Here is a 14,862-nt window from a genome sequence, read left to right on the forward strand (position 1 = left end):
CGCCGCCGAAACGGTGGGCGGCGGCTCCCTCTGAATCGTTTGTGAGAGTGGAGGAATCGTGCGTATCGGTGTGATGATCGGGCCCGAGCGCGGCGATACCGCGCGCAAAGCCGCCCGGATGGTCGACGACATCAAATGGGCCGAATCGGCCGGTATGGACACCGCGTGGATTCCGCAGATCCCGACGGATTTCGACGCGCTGGTGACGATCGCGCTGCTCGGTTCGGTGACGGAACGGATCGAACTCGGGACCGCGGTGGTGCCGCTGCAGGCGCAGCATCCGATCGCCCTCGCCCGGCAGGCGCTCTCGGCGCATGCGGTGGCCGGCGGGCGGCTCGCTCTGGGGGTGGGGCCGTCGCATCACTGGATCGTGCAGGACATGCTCGGACTTCCCTACGAGAAGCCCGCCGCCTACTCCCGCGACTATCTCGAGGTGCTGAACCCGGCGTTGAACGGCCCGGGGACGGTGCAGGTTTCGAACGGCAGCTTCACCGTGAACAACCAGCTGGACCTCGGTCCGGTGGCTCCGCTGCCGGTGCTGATCGCGGCACTCGGCCCGGTCATGCTGCGCATCGCCGGTGAGCACACCGACGGCACCATTCTGTGGATGGCCGACGAACGCGCCATCGCCGATCATGTGGTTCCCCGGATCGCCAAGGCCGCCGCGGATGCGGGTCGCGCCGCCCCGCGCATCGTGGCCGGGCTGCCCATCTGCCTGTGTGCCGCCGGCGAGGTCGACACCGCCCGGGAGCGCGCCAACCGCATCCTCGCCGAAGCCGAGGTCTCGCCGAACTACAAGCGGCTCCTGGAAAAGGGCGATGCCAAGGATATCGGCGATATCTGCATCGCCGGCGACGAGGAAGCGATCGCCGCCGGGCTGCGCCGCTACGCGGAGGCGGGCGCCACCGACCTCTCCATCCGCCTGCTCCCGATCGGCGACAACCGCGACGAACTGATCGCCTCGAAGCGGCGTACTCGCGAGATGATCGCGCAGATCGCCAAGGATCTCCGATGAGGCAATACCGCCGCGGACCGCAGGAACCGGCGCCGAAGGAGCGTCTATGAATAGGGGGCCGTTGGCGGGTATCCGGGTGCTCGAGGTGGGCACCATGCTGGCCGGCCCCTACGCCACCATGATGCTCGCCGACCTCGGCGCCGAGGTCACCAAACTCGAACCGGCGGCCGGGGATATCTCCCGCAATGTCAGCGACTCCTATTTCGCGAGCCTCAACCGCGGAAAGCGCAGTATCTGCCTGGACCTGGCCTCGGCGGCCGGACAGCGGCAGCTGGGGGAGCTGGCCGCCGAATCCCATGCCCTGCTGGTGAACCTGAAACCCTCGGCGATCCGGAAACTGGGCCTTACGTACGAGGCGCTGCGTCACCACAACGAGCGCATCGTCTGCGTCGCCCTCACCGGCTTCGGCCTGGACAACGGTGATGACCCCGCGTTCGACTACGTGGTCCAGGCATCCACCGGCATTGCCGCCCTCACCGGCGATCCGGCCGGTCCGCCCACGCTGCCCGGCTACTCCTCGGCCGACAATTCCACCGGCCTCACCGCCGCCCTCGGCCTGCTCGCCCAGATCGTCTCCGGCAAGGGCGGCCAGATCGACGTATCCCTGCGCGACGTCATGCTCTCTCAGCTGAATTACCACGCCGCCGCCTACCTCGACAACGGCATCGAGCCACAACGCCGCCCGCACGGCGCCCACTCGTTTTACGTTCCCGCCCAGCTGTTCCCGACCGCCGAGGGCTACCTGGCCCTTTTCGTCACCCACGACGGTTTCTGGAAATCCTTCGCAAAGGAGGCGGGTCTCAACGGTTTCGAAGCCATGGCCGACCGGGCCGCCCACCGTGACGAAGTCCTGGCCCTGGTGACCGCGGCCCTGGCCGGCGACACCGCCGCATCCTGGGAGGCGCGCCTCCGGGCCCTCGGGGTCCCCGCTGCCGCGGTCCGTACCCTGCCCGAAGCTCTCGACGCGACCCCCGAAATGGTTGTCCGGGCGGGTGAGCACCGCCTCGTCGCCTCACCGATACGGGTATCCGGCTGGACCCCCGACTATCGCCCGCCACCCCGCCTCGGCGAACACGGCCGCTTCGGGGAATAGCCCAGCCGGACCCGTCAGGCGGGAAAGCCGGACCATCCGCTGATGTCAAGGCATACGATGGAATTCGGCGTGCTATCTTTTGCCCACAATCGCCGGCCGGGTCGGCATCACGCGACCGGGAGCCCGGTGGACCGCTACGAGGGGTGTGAGGACGCCGGCGGATGAGGATCCAACCGAGAGAACAGATTCTGGGAATCTGGAAGGCGATGATCGACGCCTGCTGGGACGGCGAGCAGTGGCAGTGGGGCGGGATTCGCTCGGTCAACTCGATCAGCGACTCCGAGCAGTTGCTCTGCCTGCTGTACCCCGCGACCGAAATCGACGTGTTCGCCCTGCACGATCCGGACCGTATCGAGAAGGATGTGCAAGCCGTCCTCGAACCCATCGGCGGCACAACACGTATCGGTGCTTTCGTGGTATCGCTGCTGGCGTCCTATCTCGATAACAATTCGGCGGCGGACGGGCAGCCGATCTTCGCCGGGGGCAGCTATCTGCGCTCGAGCGAGGACCGGCCACCGACCGAGGTGCAGCAGCGGCTCGATATCGTCGACTCCTATTCGATGTCGCTGACCCTGTGTATGGCCGGCCTGCGGTTCCTGCGCGACTACCGGGCCCGGGTCCGGCCGGGGGCTTCCACCGTGCAGATCGAAGAGTTGTCGGCCCGTCTCAGTGACAGGCTCACCGCCGCCATGACCGGTCTCGTCCGTAGCTTCGTCGTCAACACCTTCCGCCCGGCCTCGCCCGAGGGGCAGGCCGTCCTGCGCATGCTGAACCAGTCCGGAGACACCGAGCGGACAGTGCTCGCCGGTATCCGGACCGGCCTCGCGCGGGTCCGGGCCCGCCTGCGCAGCGATATCGCGCTCGGGCAGGACAAGGCGGTCGAAGAACTCGAAGACGATTCCCTGCTCTTCGAGTGCGGCTGGACGTGGGGAATCGCGGACGACGCCTCACCCGTCGATTTCGTGACCGCGCCGATCGCGGATGCTCCCGGGGTGGCCGAGTCACGGCCTTATCTTTATTTCACCGTGGTGGCACTCGACGGCATCAACGACCTGGTCTCCCCGCGTGCCGGTGAATTGGGCCTGCTCGACGAAACCCAGCACCGGCTGGCGCAGGCGCTGCGCACCCGCTGGGAGTTGACCCAGCGCTACTGGTCGAACGTGGCCCGGTTCGGTGACGGTCGCTGGCCGCTGGAGGACATTCCGTGGGAGACCTCCGACGGTGAGCAGTCCGACTACTACAGTCTCATCGTTTCCGCCGTGCTGATCCAGGATCTCGTCGCCCGGACCGCGTCCGATGACGATTTGACAAGGGCCGTCGCGATTTTCGACGAGCTGGCGGGCCGGGGCCGGATCATCCGGCGTCCGATGCGCGGCGATCCGGCGGTGCAGTTGCATCAGCCCGGTGTCCTGCTCGCCCTGCGAGGCACCGAGGAAGTGGACAGCGGCCCGCCGCTGCAGTGGCAGGTATCGGACTTCGCGGCGGTACTGCTCAAGCGGACGATGCAGGCGGCCCGCCTGTCGAACAACGTCGCTGCGCGGGACAAGCTCATGGAGCTGTCGAAGGCAACCATGGACCATCTCAGTGCTCGTATTCTGCGCGAAGGTGCGGTCGGCCTGTGGGACGATCCCGCCGGGGCGTTCGCCGGCCATCAGGAGAGTGCCGAGACACGGCCGTCGTGGTACATGACCGAGCGCATGATCGAGTGTTTCGTCGCCGCGGACCGCACCTACCGCGAGCCGCCACCGAACTGGCCCGATCTGCAGTCGATGGCGCGGATCATGCTCAATACCGCCGAACACCGTTTCGACCAGGAGATGCTCGGAGTCAGGATCGACGACTACTCCGACAACCGGGAGGCGCTGTATGGCGTCGAACGCCATATCGACGAGGCCCGGCGGCTGATCCGGGAGGACGCGGCGACCGCCTTCGTGCACACGCTCGACGCACTGCGCGAACTCGACGAGCTCGCCGCGGGACGTCGAGACGCCACGAGGAATATGTGATCCCATGATCGTCTTCGCGACATCCGACAAGGGGGGCACCGGGCGCTCGGTGACGAGCTGCAATCTCGGGTATCGGTTGTCTTCCCGGGGCAAGCGGGTTGCCTATCTCGACTTCGATTTCGGGTCACCCACCGCGGGTGCCCTGTTCGAGCTCGGCGGCTACGAGCGCGGAGTCGCGCCCGAAGTCGATCGGAGCACCGGTGCCGGCCAGGGCGTCGGGCTGCACGCGTACCTGCTGGGAACGGGAGGCGCACCGGCCCGCATCAACGTCCGCGATCGGACCGACCGTGAGGATGTTCGTCGCAGGCGTGGCCGAGGCGGGCAGCTGGTGCTGTTTCCCGGCGATCAGGGCGGGGGTGAGTTCGATCGGCGCTGGGACCCGGAGCTGGTCGAACGATGCGTCCGGCTGCTGCATACGGTGGACAAGGAATTCGATCTGTCGATCGTCGATCTCAGTGCGGGTCGATCCATCGCCCTGGACATCGTGTTGAACGCCACCGCGCAGGGGGTGCTGGCCGCGCGGACCGCGCGCTGGCTGGTATTCCATCGGTGGACACGCCAGCACATCTATGCCGCGAGCGGTCTCGTCTACGGTCCCCACGGACTACTCGAATGCGGGGAACGTGCCGGGCACGATCGCGACGAACTGCTGAGCAATATCCGCTTCGTGCGGACCGCGGTGCCCCAGGTCGATCGAATCCGCGGGGGAGCGGCCCCGCAGGCCGCATGGTTACACCGGCAGGATCGGATCCTGAACGAACTCGCCGGTGAGTTGCAGATCGGTGCGAGTTCCCTGCTCGGTACGATTCCGGTCGAGCCGATGCTGCAGTGGCGGGAGCAATTGATCCTCGACGTCGACGTGCAGAAGCAGATCGCCAATCGCTCGACCGTCGAGGCTTTCGACCATCTCGGTGATCGGTTGCTCGACCCGCGTACCTGGGTTCCACTGAACTAGCCAGTCGTCCCGAATCATTCGACCGCGACATCGTTCGCAGAACAGGCATCCGACCACGTGGAGAATGTGGCAGCTTACAGCGAAGCCGGCGAACTCGGACAAGATCGCCGTGTGCCGTTGTCGCATATATCGGTCGAGGTGGGCCACTTCCTGATGCAGGATCTGATCAACGGGGTGGATCGGATTCAGCAGCAGTTCCGGCGTGTCGTGCCACTGCTCGACGCGTTCACCCGGTCCGCGCAGGCCGAGTTCGGGGGGCGGGCCCGGGTCAGCACCTGCTTTCTCGTCGACGACTACTTCCGGCCGGATACCGACCCGGGCGTAATCCTCGAGAAAATCCTGGGCGCGGCCGCCGAATGTGGACTGACAATCGACTATTTGGCCCGGGAAGCGGGGTGCGCAGATGTTCCCGAGGTCGTTCGCGACGGGATCGTGCGCACGCCCGCGATAGCCTTGGCCGAAATGGTGCGGCACCGGATCGTCGCCGAGCCCTACCAGGGAGCAAACGGCCGTCGGCCCCCGACCGCGGAGTCCGGGTGGTTGTGCAACGGAATACGGGCCACCGATCGAGAACCCGGGCAGGCAATGCATCCCGAGCAGGAGTATCGGCCGCCCGAGGAATTCGGCCGCCGGGGGCATTCGATATTCCTCGATGTCGAAATGTGGGACCACCCGGACCCGGATGTGGGCACCCCCAAATGGTCGTGTCCGTATCTGGCGGCGATCTGGCAACTGCTGCGGCTGGGCATGCTGCGATACGAGGGCCGGTCGCCCGTGGAACCGCAGCTGTGGAGCGGGCAGCGGTGGCCCGGCCATTGGGAGGATCTCCCTTCGGTCATCCAGCTCAACGAGAACGCCAAACCGTTCGCCGCCTACCGTTCGCTGTCGATTCTGCCGATGCGCTACGTTGGTATCGAACATGCGGTCCGGGTCATTCTCGATCACATCCAGCTCGACCACGAGGTGGTCGAACAGGTGGTCGCGCGGGGCAGCAGGGAGAACGTTTCGGTGTCCCGGCGGGTCGCGGAGCGGCTCGAGCACCATCTGCTGGCCGGGTCCTGATGAGCGGATCCGCTGCCGCAGAGCCACCGCGTGGCTCTGCCCGCCGTTCTGCCCGCGGACAGGGCAGAGGCCGGGCGGTGCGGGTTCTCGCCCGTGCCGCGGCCGGCCAACCGCGCACTCCGCCGCCGCCGGTGCCGCCGCCGGCGCTGCCCGGCATCCTCGCGATGGTCGGTGAGGTGAGCACTGCCCTGCTGCCCACGGCCACCGCCCTGCAGCACGGGGAGGTCCGGGAGCTGCTCGAATTCAGCCCGGACCATCGGGTGCGGTGGCGGGAACGGCCGGTATCGCTGGGGATTTCGCCGCCGGTCGCCGAGGGGGTGGATTGCGGGCTGGCTGTCGCCAGTCATCCGGCGGTGCGCGCGATCGGCACCATCGCCTTGCGCGCGACCGTGGTGGGCGGGCGGATCGTGCAGACTTCGGCCCGGTGCGCGATAACGCGCTCGGCATCGGACAAGCGGCAGGGGTGGTTCCACTATCTGAGCCGGGTCGGCGTCCTCGAGGTGATGACCAGGGTCACCCAGGAGACACCGGCACGCCTGGCCGAAGGGTTCCTCTGCGACCGTCCGAGCTCGGCGACACTCGACCTGACCTCGCCGACCGACCGGCTCCTCGGCCGGATCGGGTTGCGCCGGCTGGATAACGAGGCCCCCCTCCGAGCGGGGACGCTCCGGCTGCGGTGGGCGGCCCGCGTCGGCGACCTCACGCGGCCACAGGTGGCGTTCCGGGTACACGACGACCTGACCAGGACGGCGCTGATCGTCGTGCCCACGGAGCCGGAACTCGATGCCGTGCAACGCTTCTGTGAGGATCTCGCCGCCCACGATTGGCTGCTGACCGTTGCGTCCGACGCCGTCGAGCGCGCGGACCTGGCAGGTCCGGGTACAGGTGAATCCGTGGATATTCTCGCCCCGGTACTGGAACATCTCGCGCATCTGTGGGTTCCCGGCGCCCATACCCCGGCGGGTCTGCGTAATTTGTGGGCTCAGCTGGCCGAGGAACCCGACCTGGCCGCGCAGTGGCTTCGCACGGTCGGGCATATGCGCAACCGGCTGCTCGTCTCGACATGGAAGGCCATGTACGAGAACACACTGTGAGGGTCAGAAGCGGAACCAGCGCCGCACCAGCAGAGCGAACAGTACCGACAGGAAGATGATCCCGGTCCAGGATTCGACCAGCAACAGAACCTGGGTGCGGGCGTTGAGGTTGTCGACGCCCATCGGATTGAGATAGTTGGTGAAACACACCCTGGCCGCATCGGCCAGCGAGTGCCCGGTCAGTTCGTCTCCCTGCAATATCCAGTACAGACCGGTGAAAAGGACGAGTTGTACGGCGATCCAGGCCAGCAGCTGGAAAGGTTTGAACCCGTATCCGCACAACATATCCGAGACGAATCCCGGGATCCGTCGCCATCGCGGTATGGTCGCCTGCCGCTTGGCCCGGGCCCGTGCCAGGCGGCAGCGGTCCTGGGCCGTGACATCTTCGGCGACATCGAAACAGTATGTGGCGCGTTTGTAGGCGAGTGCCGCGTGCGCGGGCAACCCGCTCTCTTTCAATACGCCGCCGATCACTTCGTACAGTTCGGCGAGATACATGTTCTGCGTACCGCTGAGCCGGCGTGGCCCGCGGAACTCCACCTCCAGTGCGAGCAGTTTCCGAATGGTCGCGGCCGGGCCGTGCAGAATGTCGGGATCTTCCGGGCTCGGCCGGTGCACCTGCTCGAATACGAGGGCATCACCGCGCGGCGGAACATTGGATTTCTCGTATTCGACGACGACCTGTTCCACCCGCTGATGGAAATTGGCTAGCAGACTCCGTTCGGTGAGTGGTTTGCCGTCGGCCTGGACAGTCCCCAGCTCGTCCAGACGCAGCGCGTAGTGAGCGGATTGGCGACCGATGAGGTCGATCATGGAGCGTACCGCGGGTGGGATCTGGTCGCTGCTGTTATCCGGCACAAGGCCCCCTCGAACCGAGTAGATGAGTCAGAGTTGCGGGCCGCGTGGGTGTTTGACCCAGCGGTGGCCGTCGGGCGCGGAGTTTTCCCAGCGCCGAGGGGCGGGATCGAACCGGAGTTCGAGCACATCGCGTGGCTCGTCGGTGCCGAAATAGTTCAGGTCGTGCTCGATCTGCCGGAAGCCCGTCTTCTCGTACAGCTTGACCGCAGCGGTGTTCTCCTGACGTACGGTGAGGCGGACGCGGTATATCTGTGCGTCACGGCATCGATCGAATACGTGTTCCAGCAAGCGAGTTCCGATACCGTTGCGGCGGGCCCGTTCGGAAACAGTCATCGTCAGCACCCAGGCGCAGCCTCGCCCGTCGACCCCGACCACGGCGTACCCGAGGATTTCACCTCGCTTTTCGGCGACGACCCAGTGTGATCTGTGCAGTTCGAACAGCTGGCGCAGGATGAAGAACGGATAGGCCAGGTCGGCGAACTGGGCCTTTTCCATCTCCGACAGGATGGGCAGGTCCTCCAGTCGCGCGGACCGGAGCCTGCCCTCACCTGGTGCGGTGAGTGGAGCTCCGTCGATGAACTGCGGCCGGTCTGCTGGTCGACGGGTCATATTTGCTGCCTCACCCCCCGCGCTCGGCTATCCGCGCCGAACGTCGTTGTTATATAGAGTGTGCATCGGTGATCGAGGTCCGTCCAGAAAAGTGAGCAGTTTCCCGGTTGCCGCAGAATAGCTTGTGCGCCAGCGTAATACGCCTCATCTGCATCGTCGATACTTTCCCGGCACTTCGGTCCCGGCGGTATTCGCCCTCGGGCCCGAGCAGCTATCGAGCAGCCTCCACGGGTGCGAATCGGCTCGTCGGTGCGGCGCGGTCGGGGTCGTCTGCGCAGCCCGGCGTGCCATGAACTCGCGAGCCAGGGGCGAGCGGGCGGGTCAGACCTTTGCGGTGATGACCCGAGGGTGGGCAGCCGTGAGGGTTCCGATGTCGTCGGTGTCGGAGGTCAGGATCGTGACGCGGCCGGGTTGGGCCAGGGCGGTCGCGCTGAGCATGGCGTCGATGGCGTACTTGTGGCCGTGTAGGCTCGCGTCTCGTAGCAAGGCGGCGGCCGACTGGGCGAGCGTCTGGGTAACCGGCTCGACGCGAACGCGTGACAGGGTCCACTTGAGGGCGGCGTCGTTGATCCTGGGATGAATTACTTCGACCAGGACGGCGGCCGAGGTGACGACAGGCATGTCCGCGTCGCGGGCGGCGGTGAGCCATTCGTGGACTTCTCGGTCTCGTTTCACCGCTTTGGCGAGGCCTTCGCTGTCCAGGATGAGTGCTCCGCTCACGCGGCTGTCCCGGACTTCGGGTCGGTGGCGCCGGTCAACTCGGCGCGTTTGGCCGCTACTGCTCCGGGGTCGGCCGGCCCGTTGTGTTCGTCGAAGTCGGCGATCAGCTCGTCGAGGTTGTCGCGCTCGATCTGGCGTTGTGCCGCCTGCTCCAGATAAGCAGACAAGCCTCGTTTGCCCACCCGCTCGCGGATCGCCTGCAACGTTCCAGCCGTCAGGCTGACGGAAATGCCGCTGGTGGGTCCGTCGCCAGGAGGAAAATCAGCGTCCATGAGAAAAATGTAGCATTTGAAATGCTATTTATGAACCGGTGGTCTGGCAGGGCGGATCGTGTGGTCAGCCGGTGATGGGGTGGCGGGTCGGCCGGCGCGCAGGGCGAAACCGTCGCACAGTGCGGTCAGCCCGAGGTGTAGCAGGTCCAGCTGGGCGAATTGGTCGCCGGTGCCGTGTAGTTCCGCGAGCGCGGGTGGGGTCGGGTGGACCGGGTTGCCGGCGAGTAGTGCACGAAGCCCGTTGTCGTCCGAGTCGTCGACTCCCTTGCGGGCCAGTAGCGCCGAACTGATGTGGGGGAGGGTGGCGCCGGAGATGTAGTTCCAGACCGCGAACGACATCTCGGTTGCCTTGTGGGTCGAGACACCGAGTTCGCGGAAACCTTCGACGAGCCAAGCCAGGCATTGGAGGCTGCTGGGCCCGAAGCCGTAGCGGGGGGTCGCGAAGGCCAGGAGCACCCACGGATGCCGCTGGTACAGCTCCCAGTCGATATCCCCGGCGATTCGGACCCGGTCGCGCCAGGTCCAGTTCTCACCCTCCGTGGCCGGGTAGGGATAGCGGCCCGCCACCTCGTCGGCCATGGCGGCGATCAGGACATCCTTGTTCGCGATATGCCGGTACAGCGACATCGCCCCCACGCCCAGCCGGTCGGCGATCCGCCGCATGGACAGCACGTCGAGTCCGTCGGTATCGGCGAGGTCGATGGCGGTATCGATGATGGCGGCTCTGGTGAGCTTCGGTTCGGTCATCGGGCACCTGACTCCGGCCTCGGATCTGACATGCGTACACTGTACCCCGGATCATGCGTACGCCGTACGCGTCAGGGAAAGGGAACCGTTGATGACGAACCTGGAGGCAGTGCACGCCGCGCCGGAGGCGGGCGGTTCGCGACGCGCCTGGCTCGGTCTGGCCGTCCTGGTGCTGCCGGTGCTGCTGGTGTCGATGGATATGTCCGTGCTGTTCCTGACCTTGCCGACCCTGACCGTCGACCTGGACCCGTCGGCCGCCCAGCAACTGTGGATCCTCGATATCTACGGATTCCTCATCGCCGGTCTGCTCATCACCATGGGCAACCTGGGCGACCGCATCGGCCGCCGGCGCATCCTGCTCGCCGGTGCGGTCGTATTCGGGATCGCCTCGCTACTGGCGGCCTTCGCGCCGAGTGCCGCGGTGCTGATCACGGCGCGGGCGCTGATGGGTCTCGGCGGTGCGACCCTGCTGCCGTCCAGTCTGGCGCTCATCAGCACCCTGTTCCCGGACGCCCGGCAGCGAGCCACCGCGATCGGGGTGTGGACCGCGTTCTTCGCCGGCGGTTCGGCGGTCGGCCCGATCATCGGCGGGGTGCTGTTGCACCACTTCTGGTGGGGGTCGGTGTTCCTGATCAACGTCCCGGTGCTGCTGGTACTGCTCGTCTTCGGGCGGCTGCTGCTGCCCGAACACCGGGCCACCGAACTGGGCCCACTGGATCTGCCGAGTGTGGCCCTGTCGATCGGCGGCATTCTGCCGGTGGTGTACGCGGTGAAGCACGCCGCCGAATTCGGGATCGACGCGGTGGCGCTGGTGTCGGCACTGGTGGGCGGCGCACTGCTGACCGTGTTCGTGCGCAGGCAGCGGCGGATCAGTGAACCGCTCCTGGACCTGCGCCTGTTCGGGCACGGCCCGTTCTCGGTCGCGATCGGGTCCAGCCTGGCCGGCATGATGTCGCTGGCCGGGCTGAGCTATCTGTCCAGTGTCTACCTGCAATCGGTCACCGGCCGTGACCCGCTGGCCGCCGCACTGCTCGGTATCCCGATGGCCGTCACGGTGTTCGTGTTCTCGATGACCGGTTCGCGGGTCGGGCAATGGCTGGGTGGCCGGGCAGCATTCGCGTCGGCGCTGGTCGCTGCCGCCGTCGGCAACCTGATGCTGCTCGGTATCGGCGTGGACGCCGGCGTCGGCTGGTATGTGGCAGGGTCGGCGATCGCCGGGGTCGGCTACGGGATCGTGTTCACCCTGGTCTCGGAGGTGGCTGTCTCGTCGGTGCCGCCGGAGCGGGCCGGATCCGCGGTGGGCATCTCGGAAACCAGTTTCGAACTCGGCAACGCGCTCGGATTGGCCCTGCTCGGCTCGCTGGCGGCGGTGATCTTTCGCTCCGGCGGCGATTTCGCCCCGACCATCGGCGAAACCATTCAGTTCGCGAAGGACGATCCGGCGCTGGTGCACGCCGCGCGGGATTCTTTCGTGAGCGGTATGCACGTGGCGACCACGGTCGGCGCGACCGTGCTGCTGGTGATGGCGGTGGTCGTGCTCATCAGTCTCCCGCGCCGGACCCGGGCAGCCGATCGGGAACACCCGGTCACCCACGCCTGAGCCGGTATCGCCCGGCTCAGGCGGCGCCACCGCGGCGGCCGGATCGCGCAGGAAGGCGCGTATCGCGGTGGGGCCTCCCGACGAGGCGACCCCACCTCTGGCCGGTCCGTCCGGAGGTGGGGTCGATGTGGTGCGGTCACGCGCCGGTCATACCGTCACGCGGTGCTCGGTGTCCTGGGTCGTCAGAGCACCGCCGACCCCCTTCGATGGTCGGTCCGAGCGGATGAAACAGCAGGTGGCCGCGCCGACGAACGGGCCGATCGCCAGGACGATGAACGCCGCGTAGAACGAGTCGGTGGCGTGGAAGACGAAGCCGACGACCGCGGGCACCACCACACTGCCGAGCTGCCAGACCGCGTTCACGCCGCCGGCGGCCGACCCGACCAGATCCCGCCCGGCGAGGGCCGGGGTGAGCGCCGCAGTGAGCGGCGAGTAGGCGTAGGCGCCCAGGCCCAGCAGCGGCGCGCACCACAGGAACTGGGTGAGGCTGGACAGCGACCCGAAGGTCAGCAGGGTGGCGCCGAAGACGGCGAGGATCACGATGATCGGCAACTTCTGGCCCAGGCGGAATTGGTCGGTAACCCAGCCGACCATCGGCTTCGCCACGACCGCCACCCCGGCGAAGATGACCAGAACCGTTCCAGCGTCGATCGGATCGATCCCGTTGGCTTTGACCATGAGCGTGTTCGACCAGGTCACGAAGCCGTAAGTACCCCACAGTCCGCCGAAGCCCGTGACGGCGAGCAGGAGCAGGTCCCGGTTGCGCAGCAGTGGACGCAGGTCCGGCAGAGCGTTGGTGCGGGGTTTCGGCTGTTCCGCCTGCCGCTCCTGACCGTGCGGCCGATCCCGGAGCAGCACGAAGCACAGGATGCTGATGACGACCGTGGCGATGCCGAACACGTGATACGACTCGCGCCATCCCGAGGCTTCGATCAGCCGCGGCACGACGGCGTTGGCGATGACGGTGCCGAGTGAGGTCGCGGTCATGAAGACGCCCATGGCGAATCCACGCTGGGCAGGCGTGAACCAGGTCGCGATGAGTTTGAGCCCGCCCGCGTAGTCGGCGCCGGCGAACAACCCCACGATGCCCTGCACGATCAATCCCGCGGTGATGGATTCGATGGTGCCGAAAACGATCATGAACGAACCCGCGACCAGCCCCGTGAGCGACAGGATCATGCGCCCGCCGAGCCAATCGGTGAGGAACCCGCCGAAGGCGTTGGAGGCGACGTAGCCGATGTAGTAGCAGGTCGCGAAGATACCGATGGCGGCGATCGGCACGGCCAGGGAATCACTCACCGACGCCGAGGCCGGGCCCCAGGTCGACCGGTCGACCGAGGTCATGGTGAAGGCGGCCCAGCACATCGTGAGGACGACCCACCGGTAGGCAGGGGAGTGCTGGACGCTCATGGGCGGTGCTCCGGTTCGCAAAAAGTGGGCAGTAAAGGCAGGGGTGTCACGTGCGGCCGGCTCATACGATCGCCCCCTGCGCGAGCAGGGCGCGGCGGATGCCGGGTAGATCGTGGCGCCGGCCCTCGCTGTACTGCGCGGCGGCGATTCCCGCGGCGTGCCCGGTGGCGAAGGCGGTGCCCATCACCCGTACCGAGGCGAACGCCTCGTCGTCGGAGCTGGTCAACCGGCCGACACCCCACACATTGCCGGTATCGGCGCACCGGATGGCATCGTAGGGGACGTCGTACCAGCGTCCGCCATCGATCTCCTCGTAATTCGTCACGCCCGGCCCGGCATGATCCTCGATCGGCCAGCCGCATCGTCCGATGGATTCGTCCGGGCGCTTGCGGGCCTGCCGGACATCCGCGGCGGTGATCATGGTCTCGCCGACCAGCCGCCGGCTTTCCCGGATCCCGATCTGCGGCCCGGACGTCACCAGGTAGGCCTGCTGCCACCCGGCCATACCCTTGCGCATCGCGTCGAGATAGCGCCATGACTGCGCGCGGGCACTGGCTTCCGCGGTACTGAACTGCCGCGCGTCGAGAGTGTCGAAATGTTCGTCGACGAGCAGCGCCATCACCTCACCGGTCACCGGCAGCCGGACGGCGATCCCGTGGTCGCGGGGCAGGCCGGTACCTGTTTCCTCGATATAGGCGGCCACCGCTGCGCGCATACCGTCGGTGGAGAGGTCGGCGTCCTCGGCGACTCCGCCGAACCGGCAGGCGAGGGTGTTCGTCTGCCGGTCGGGCAGGTCCACCGTGCGCACCGCCGCCCCGGCGAGCGCCAGCAGCGCCCCGTCGCCGCTGGCGTCGATGAAGGCGTCGGCGGTGAGGCGTTCGGTGCCGCCCCGATGCGCGACCTCGATCTCGGTGATCGCCCCGTCCCGCCTGGTCGCCCCGATCAGCGTGGAATGCAGCCGGGTTTCGACCCCCGCATCGGCGACGATCTCGTCGCAGACGATCTTCGTGGTTTCGGCGTCCAGTAGCACGATCCGGTTACCGGTCCAGCCCATGACCTTCTCGGTGTACACCCCGCGCGCCCGCAGCCGGTCCAGAACCTCACCGCCGACCCCGGCGACCACCGTTTCGTGCGTCTGATCGAAGAAACCGCAGAAGGTGAGCACCGAACTGTTCGTCGCCGCGCCACCCAGGAATGGGTACTGCTCGATGAGACGGACCCGCGCCCCGCTCCGCGCGGCCCCGACCGCCGCCGCGATACCGCCGGCGCCACCGCCGACCACCACAACATCGACATGCTCAGTGAGCGTCACCGTTGAGCTCCTATCCCTGCCCGGCGAGTCGCCGGGGAACACCTGTGGACTGAGTCACAACTCTCTGCGATACCTCTATCCGGCGTCCAATGCCCATTCCGGCGACCGG

The 14,862-nt window shown here is 67.1% G+C and carries 14 protein-coding genes; 7 read left to right on the top strand and 7 right to left on the bottom strand.

All coding sequences use genetic code 11. From position 1 onward, the window contains the following. The first annotated feature begins 58 nt into the window (after window positions 1–58). The 6 genes from ACIA75_RS31510 to ACIA75_RS31535 all read left to right on the top strand — a co-directional run bounded on the left by ACIA75_RS31510 (window position 59) and on the right by ACIA75_RS31535 (window position 7,225). The gene (locus ACIA75_RS31510; RefSeq protein WP_397110576.1) at window positions 59–1,015 is read left to right on the top strand and encodes a TIGR03564 family F420-dependent LLM class oxidoreductase; all 957 of its coding nucleotides are present in this window, start codon (window positions 59–61) and stop codon (window positions 1,013–1,015) included. A gap of 46 nt (window positions 1,016–1,061) precedes the next feature. Then, window positions 1,062–2,108: a CaiB/BaiF CoA transferase family protein gene (locus ACIA75_RS31515; RefSeq protein ID WP_397110578.1), complete on the top strand. Its 1,047-nt coding sequence runs from the start codon at window positions 1,062–1,064 to the stop codon at window positions 2,106–2,108. 161 nt (window positions 2,109–2,269) lie between these two features. Then, the gene (locus ACIA75_RS31520) at window positions 2,270–4,114 is read left to right on the top strand and encodes an SCO2524 family protein (RefSeq protein WP_397110580.1); all 1,845 of its coding nucleotides are present in this window, start codon (window positions 2,270–2,272) and stop codon (window positions 4,112–4,114) included. 4 nt (window positions 4,115–4,118) lie between these two features. Next, window positions 4,119–5,069 carry an SCO2523 family variant P-loop protein gene (locus tag ACIA75_RS31525; protein ID WP_397110582.1) on the top strand — a complete coding sequence of 317 codons (951 nt, stop codon included), beginning with the start codon at window positions 4,119–4,121 and terminating at the stop codon, window positions 5,067–5,069. 66 nt (window positions 5,070–5,135) lie between these two features. After that, window positions 5,136–6,131 (top strand): SCO2522 family protein, encoded by a 996-nt coding sequence (locus ACIA75_RS31530; RefSeq protein ID WP_397110584.1) that lies wholly within the window; start codon window positions 5,136–5,138, stop codon window positions 6,129–6,131. A 77-nt stretch (window positions 6,132–6,208) separates the two neighbouring features. Next, a complete protein-coding gene (locus tag ACIA75_RS31535; protein ID WP_397110586.1) occupies window positions 6,209–7,225 on the top strand; it encodes an SCO2521 family protein in 1,017 nt (338 codons plus the stop codon). 3 nt (window positions 7,226–7,228) lie between these two features. Here ACIA75_RS31535 and ACIA75_RS31540 read toward each other — a convergent pair whose 3' ends face one another. The 5 genes from ACIA75_RS31540 to ACIA75_RS31560 form a co-directional block, all read right to left on the bottom strand. Continuing rightward, the gene (locus ACIA75_RS31540; protein WP_397110588.1) at window positions 7,229–8,083 is read right to left on the bottom strand and encodes a hypothetical protein; all 855 of its coding nucleotides are present in this window, start codon (window positions 8,081–8,083) and stop codon (window positions 7,229–7,231) included. Window positions 8,084–8,110: 27 nt separating this feature from the next. Continuing rightward, complete coding sequence (locus tag ACIA75_RS31545; protein WP_397110590.1) at window positions 8,111–8,692, bottom strand: GNAT family N-acetyltransferase; 582 nt, start codon at window positions 8,690–8,692, stop codon at window positions 8,111–8,113. 321 nt (window positions 8,693–9,013) lie between these two features. Next, window positions 9,014–9,412: a PIN domain-containing protein gene (locus tag ACIA75_RS31550; RefSeq protein WP_397110592.1), complete on the bottom strand. Its 399-nt coding sequence runs from the start codon at window positions 9,410–9,412 to the stop codon at window positions 9,014–9,016. Beyond that, window positions 9,409–9,684 carry a hypothetical protein gene (locus ACIA75_RS31555; protein WP_397110594.1) on the bottom strand — a complete coding sequence of 92 codons (276 nt, stop codon included), beginning with the start codon at window positions 9,682–9,684 and terminating at the stop codon, window positions 9,409–9,411. Before ACIA75_RS31555 ends, ACIA75_RS31550 begins: the two co-directional genes overlap by 4 nt. A gap of 24 nt (window positions 9,685–9,708) precedes the next feature. Beyond that, window positions 9,709–10,431, bottom strand: a complete 723-nt coding sequence (locus ACIA75_RS31560) for a TetR/AcrR family transcriptional regulator (protein ID WP_397110596.1) — start codon at window positions 10,429–10,431, stop codon at window positions 9,709–9,711. Window positions 10,432–10,522: 91 nt separating this feature from the next. On the opposite strand from ACIA75_RS31560, the gene ACIA75_RS31565 reads away from it, so the two are divergent. Continuing rightward, window positions 10,523–12,031 carry an MFS transporter gene (locus tag ACIA75_RS31565; RefSeq protein WP_397110598.1) on the top strand — a complete coding sequence of 503 codons (1,509 nt, stop codon included), beginning with the start codon at window positions 10,523–10,525 and terminating at the stop codon, window positions 12,029–12,031. A 147-nt stretch (window positions 12,032–12,178) separates the two neighbouring features. Here the strand turns inward: ACIA75_RS31565 and ACIA75_RS31570 are convergent, their stop codons facing one another. Continuing rightward, complete coding sequence (locus ACIA75_RS31570) at window positions 12,179–13,441, bottom strand: MFS transporter (RefSeq protein WP_397110600.1); 1,263 nt, start codon at window positions 13,439–13,441, stop codon at window positions 12,179–12,181. Window positions 13,442–13,502: 61 nt separating this feature from the next. Next, complete coding sequence (locus tag ACIA75_RS31575) at window positions 13,503–14,753, bottom strand: FAD-dependent oxidoreductase (protein WP_397110602.1); 1,251 nt, start codon at window positions 14,751–14,753, stop codon at window positions 13,503–13,505. Window positions 14,754–14,862: the final 109 nt, after the last annotated feature.

The organism is Nocardia sp. NPDC051750 (assembly GCF_044453135.1).
Classification (GTDB): domain Bacteria; phylum Actinomycetota; class Actinomycetes; order Mycobacteriales; family Mycobacteriaceae; genus Nocardia.

Bases quoted from the DNA above. Each gene is read 5' to 3' on its own strand.
- ACIA75_RS31515 (WP_397110578.1), top strand. From the start codon at position 1,062: ATGAATAGGGGGCCGTTGGCGGGTATCCGGGTGCTCGAGGTGGGCACC.
- ACIA75_RS31520 (WP_397110580.1), top strand. From the start codon at position 2,270: ATGAGGATCCAACCGAGAGAACAGATTCTGGGAATCTGGAAGGCGATG.
- ACIA75_RS31525 (WP_397110582.1), top strand. From the start codon at position 4,119: ATGATCGTCTTCGCGACATCCGACAAGGGGGGCACCGGGCGCTCGGTG.
- ACIA75_RS31545 (WP_397110590.1), bottom strand. From the start codon at position 8,692: ATGACCCGTCGACCAGCAGACCGGCCGCAGTTCATCGACGGAGCTCCA.
- ACIA75_RS31555 (WP_397110594.1), bottom strand. From the start codon at position 9,684: ATGGACGCTGATTTTCCTCCTGGCGACGGACCCACCAGCGGCATTTCC.
- ACIA75_RS31560 (WP_397110596.1), bottom strand. From the start codon at position 10,431: ATGACCGAACCGAAGCTCACCAGAGCCGCCATCATCGATACCGCCATC.
- ACIA75_RS31565 (WP_397110598.1), top strand. From the start codon at position 10,523: ATGACGAACCTGGAGGCAGTGCACGCCGCGCCGGAGGCGGGCGGTTCG.
- ACIA75_RS31570 (WP_397110600.1), bottom strand. From the start codon at position 13,441: ATGAGCGTCCAGCACTCCCCTGCCTACCGGTGGGTCGTCCTCACGATG.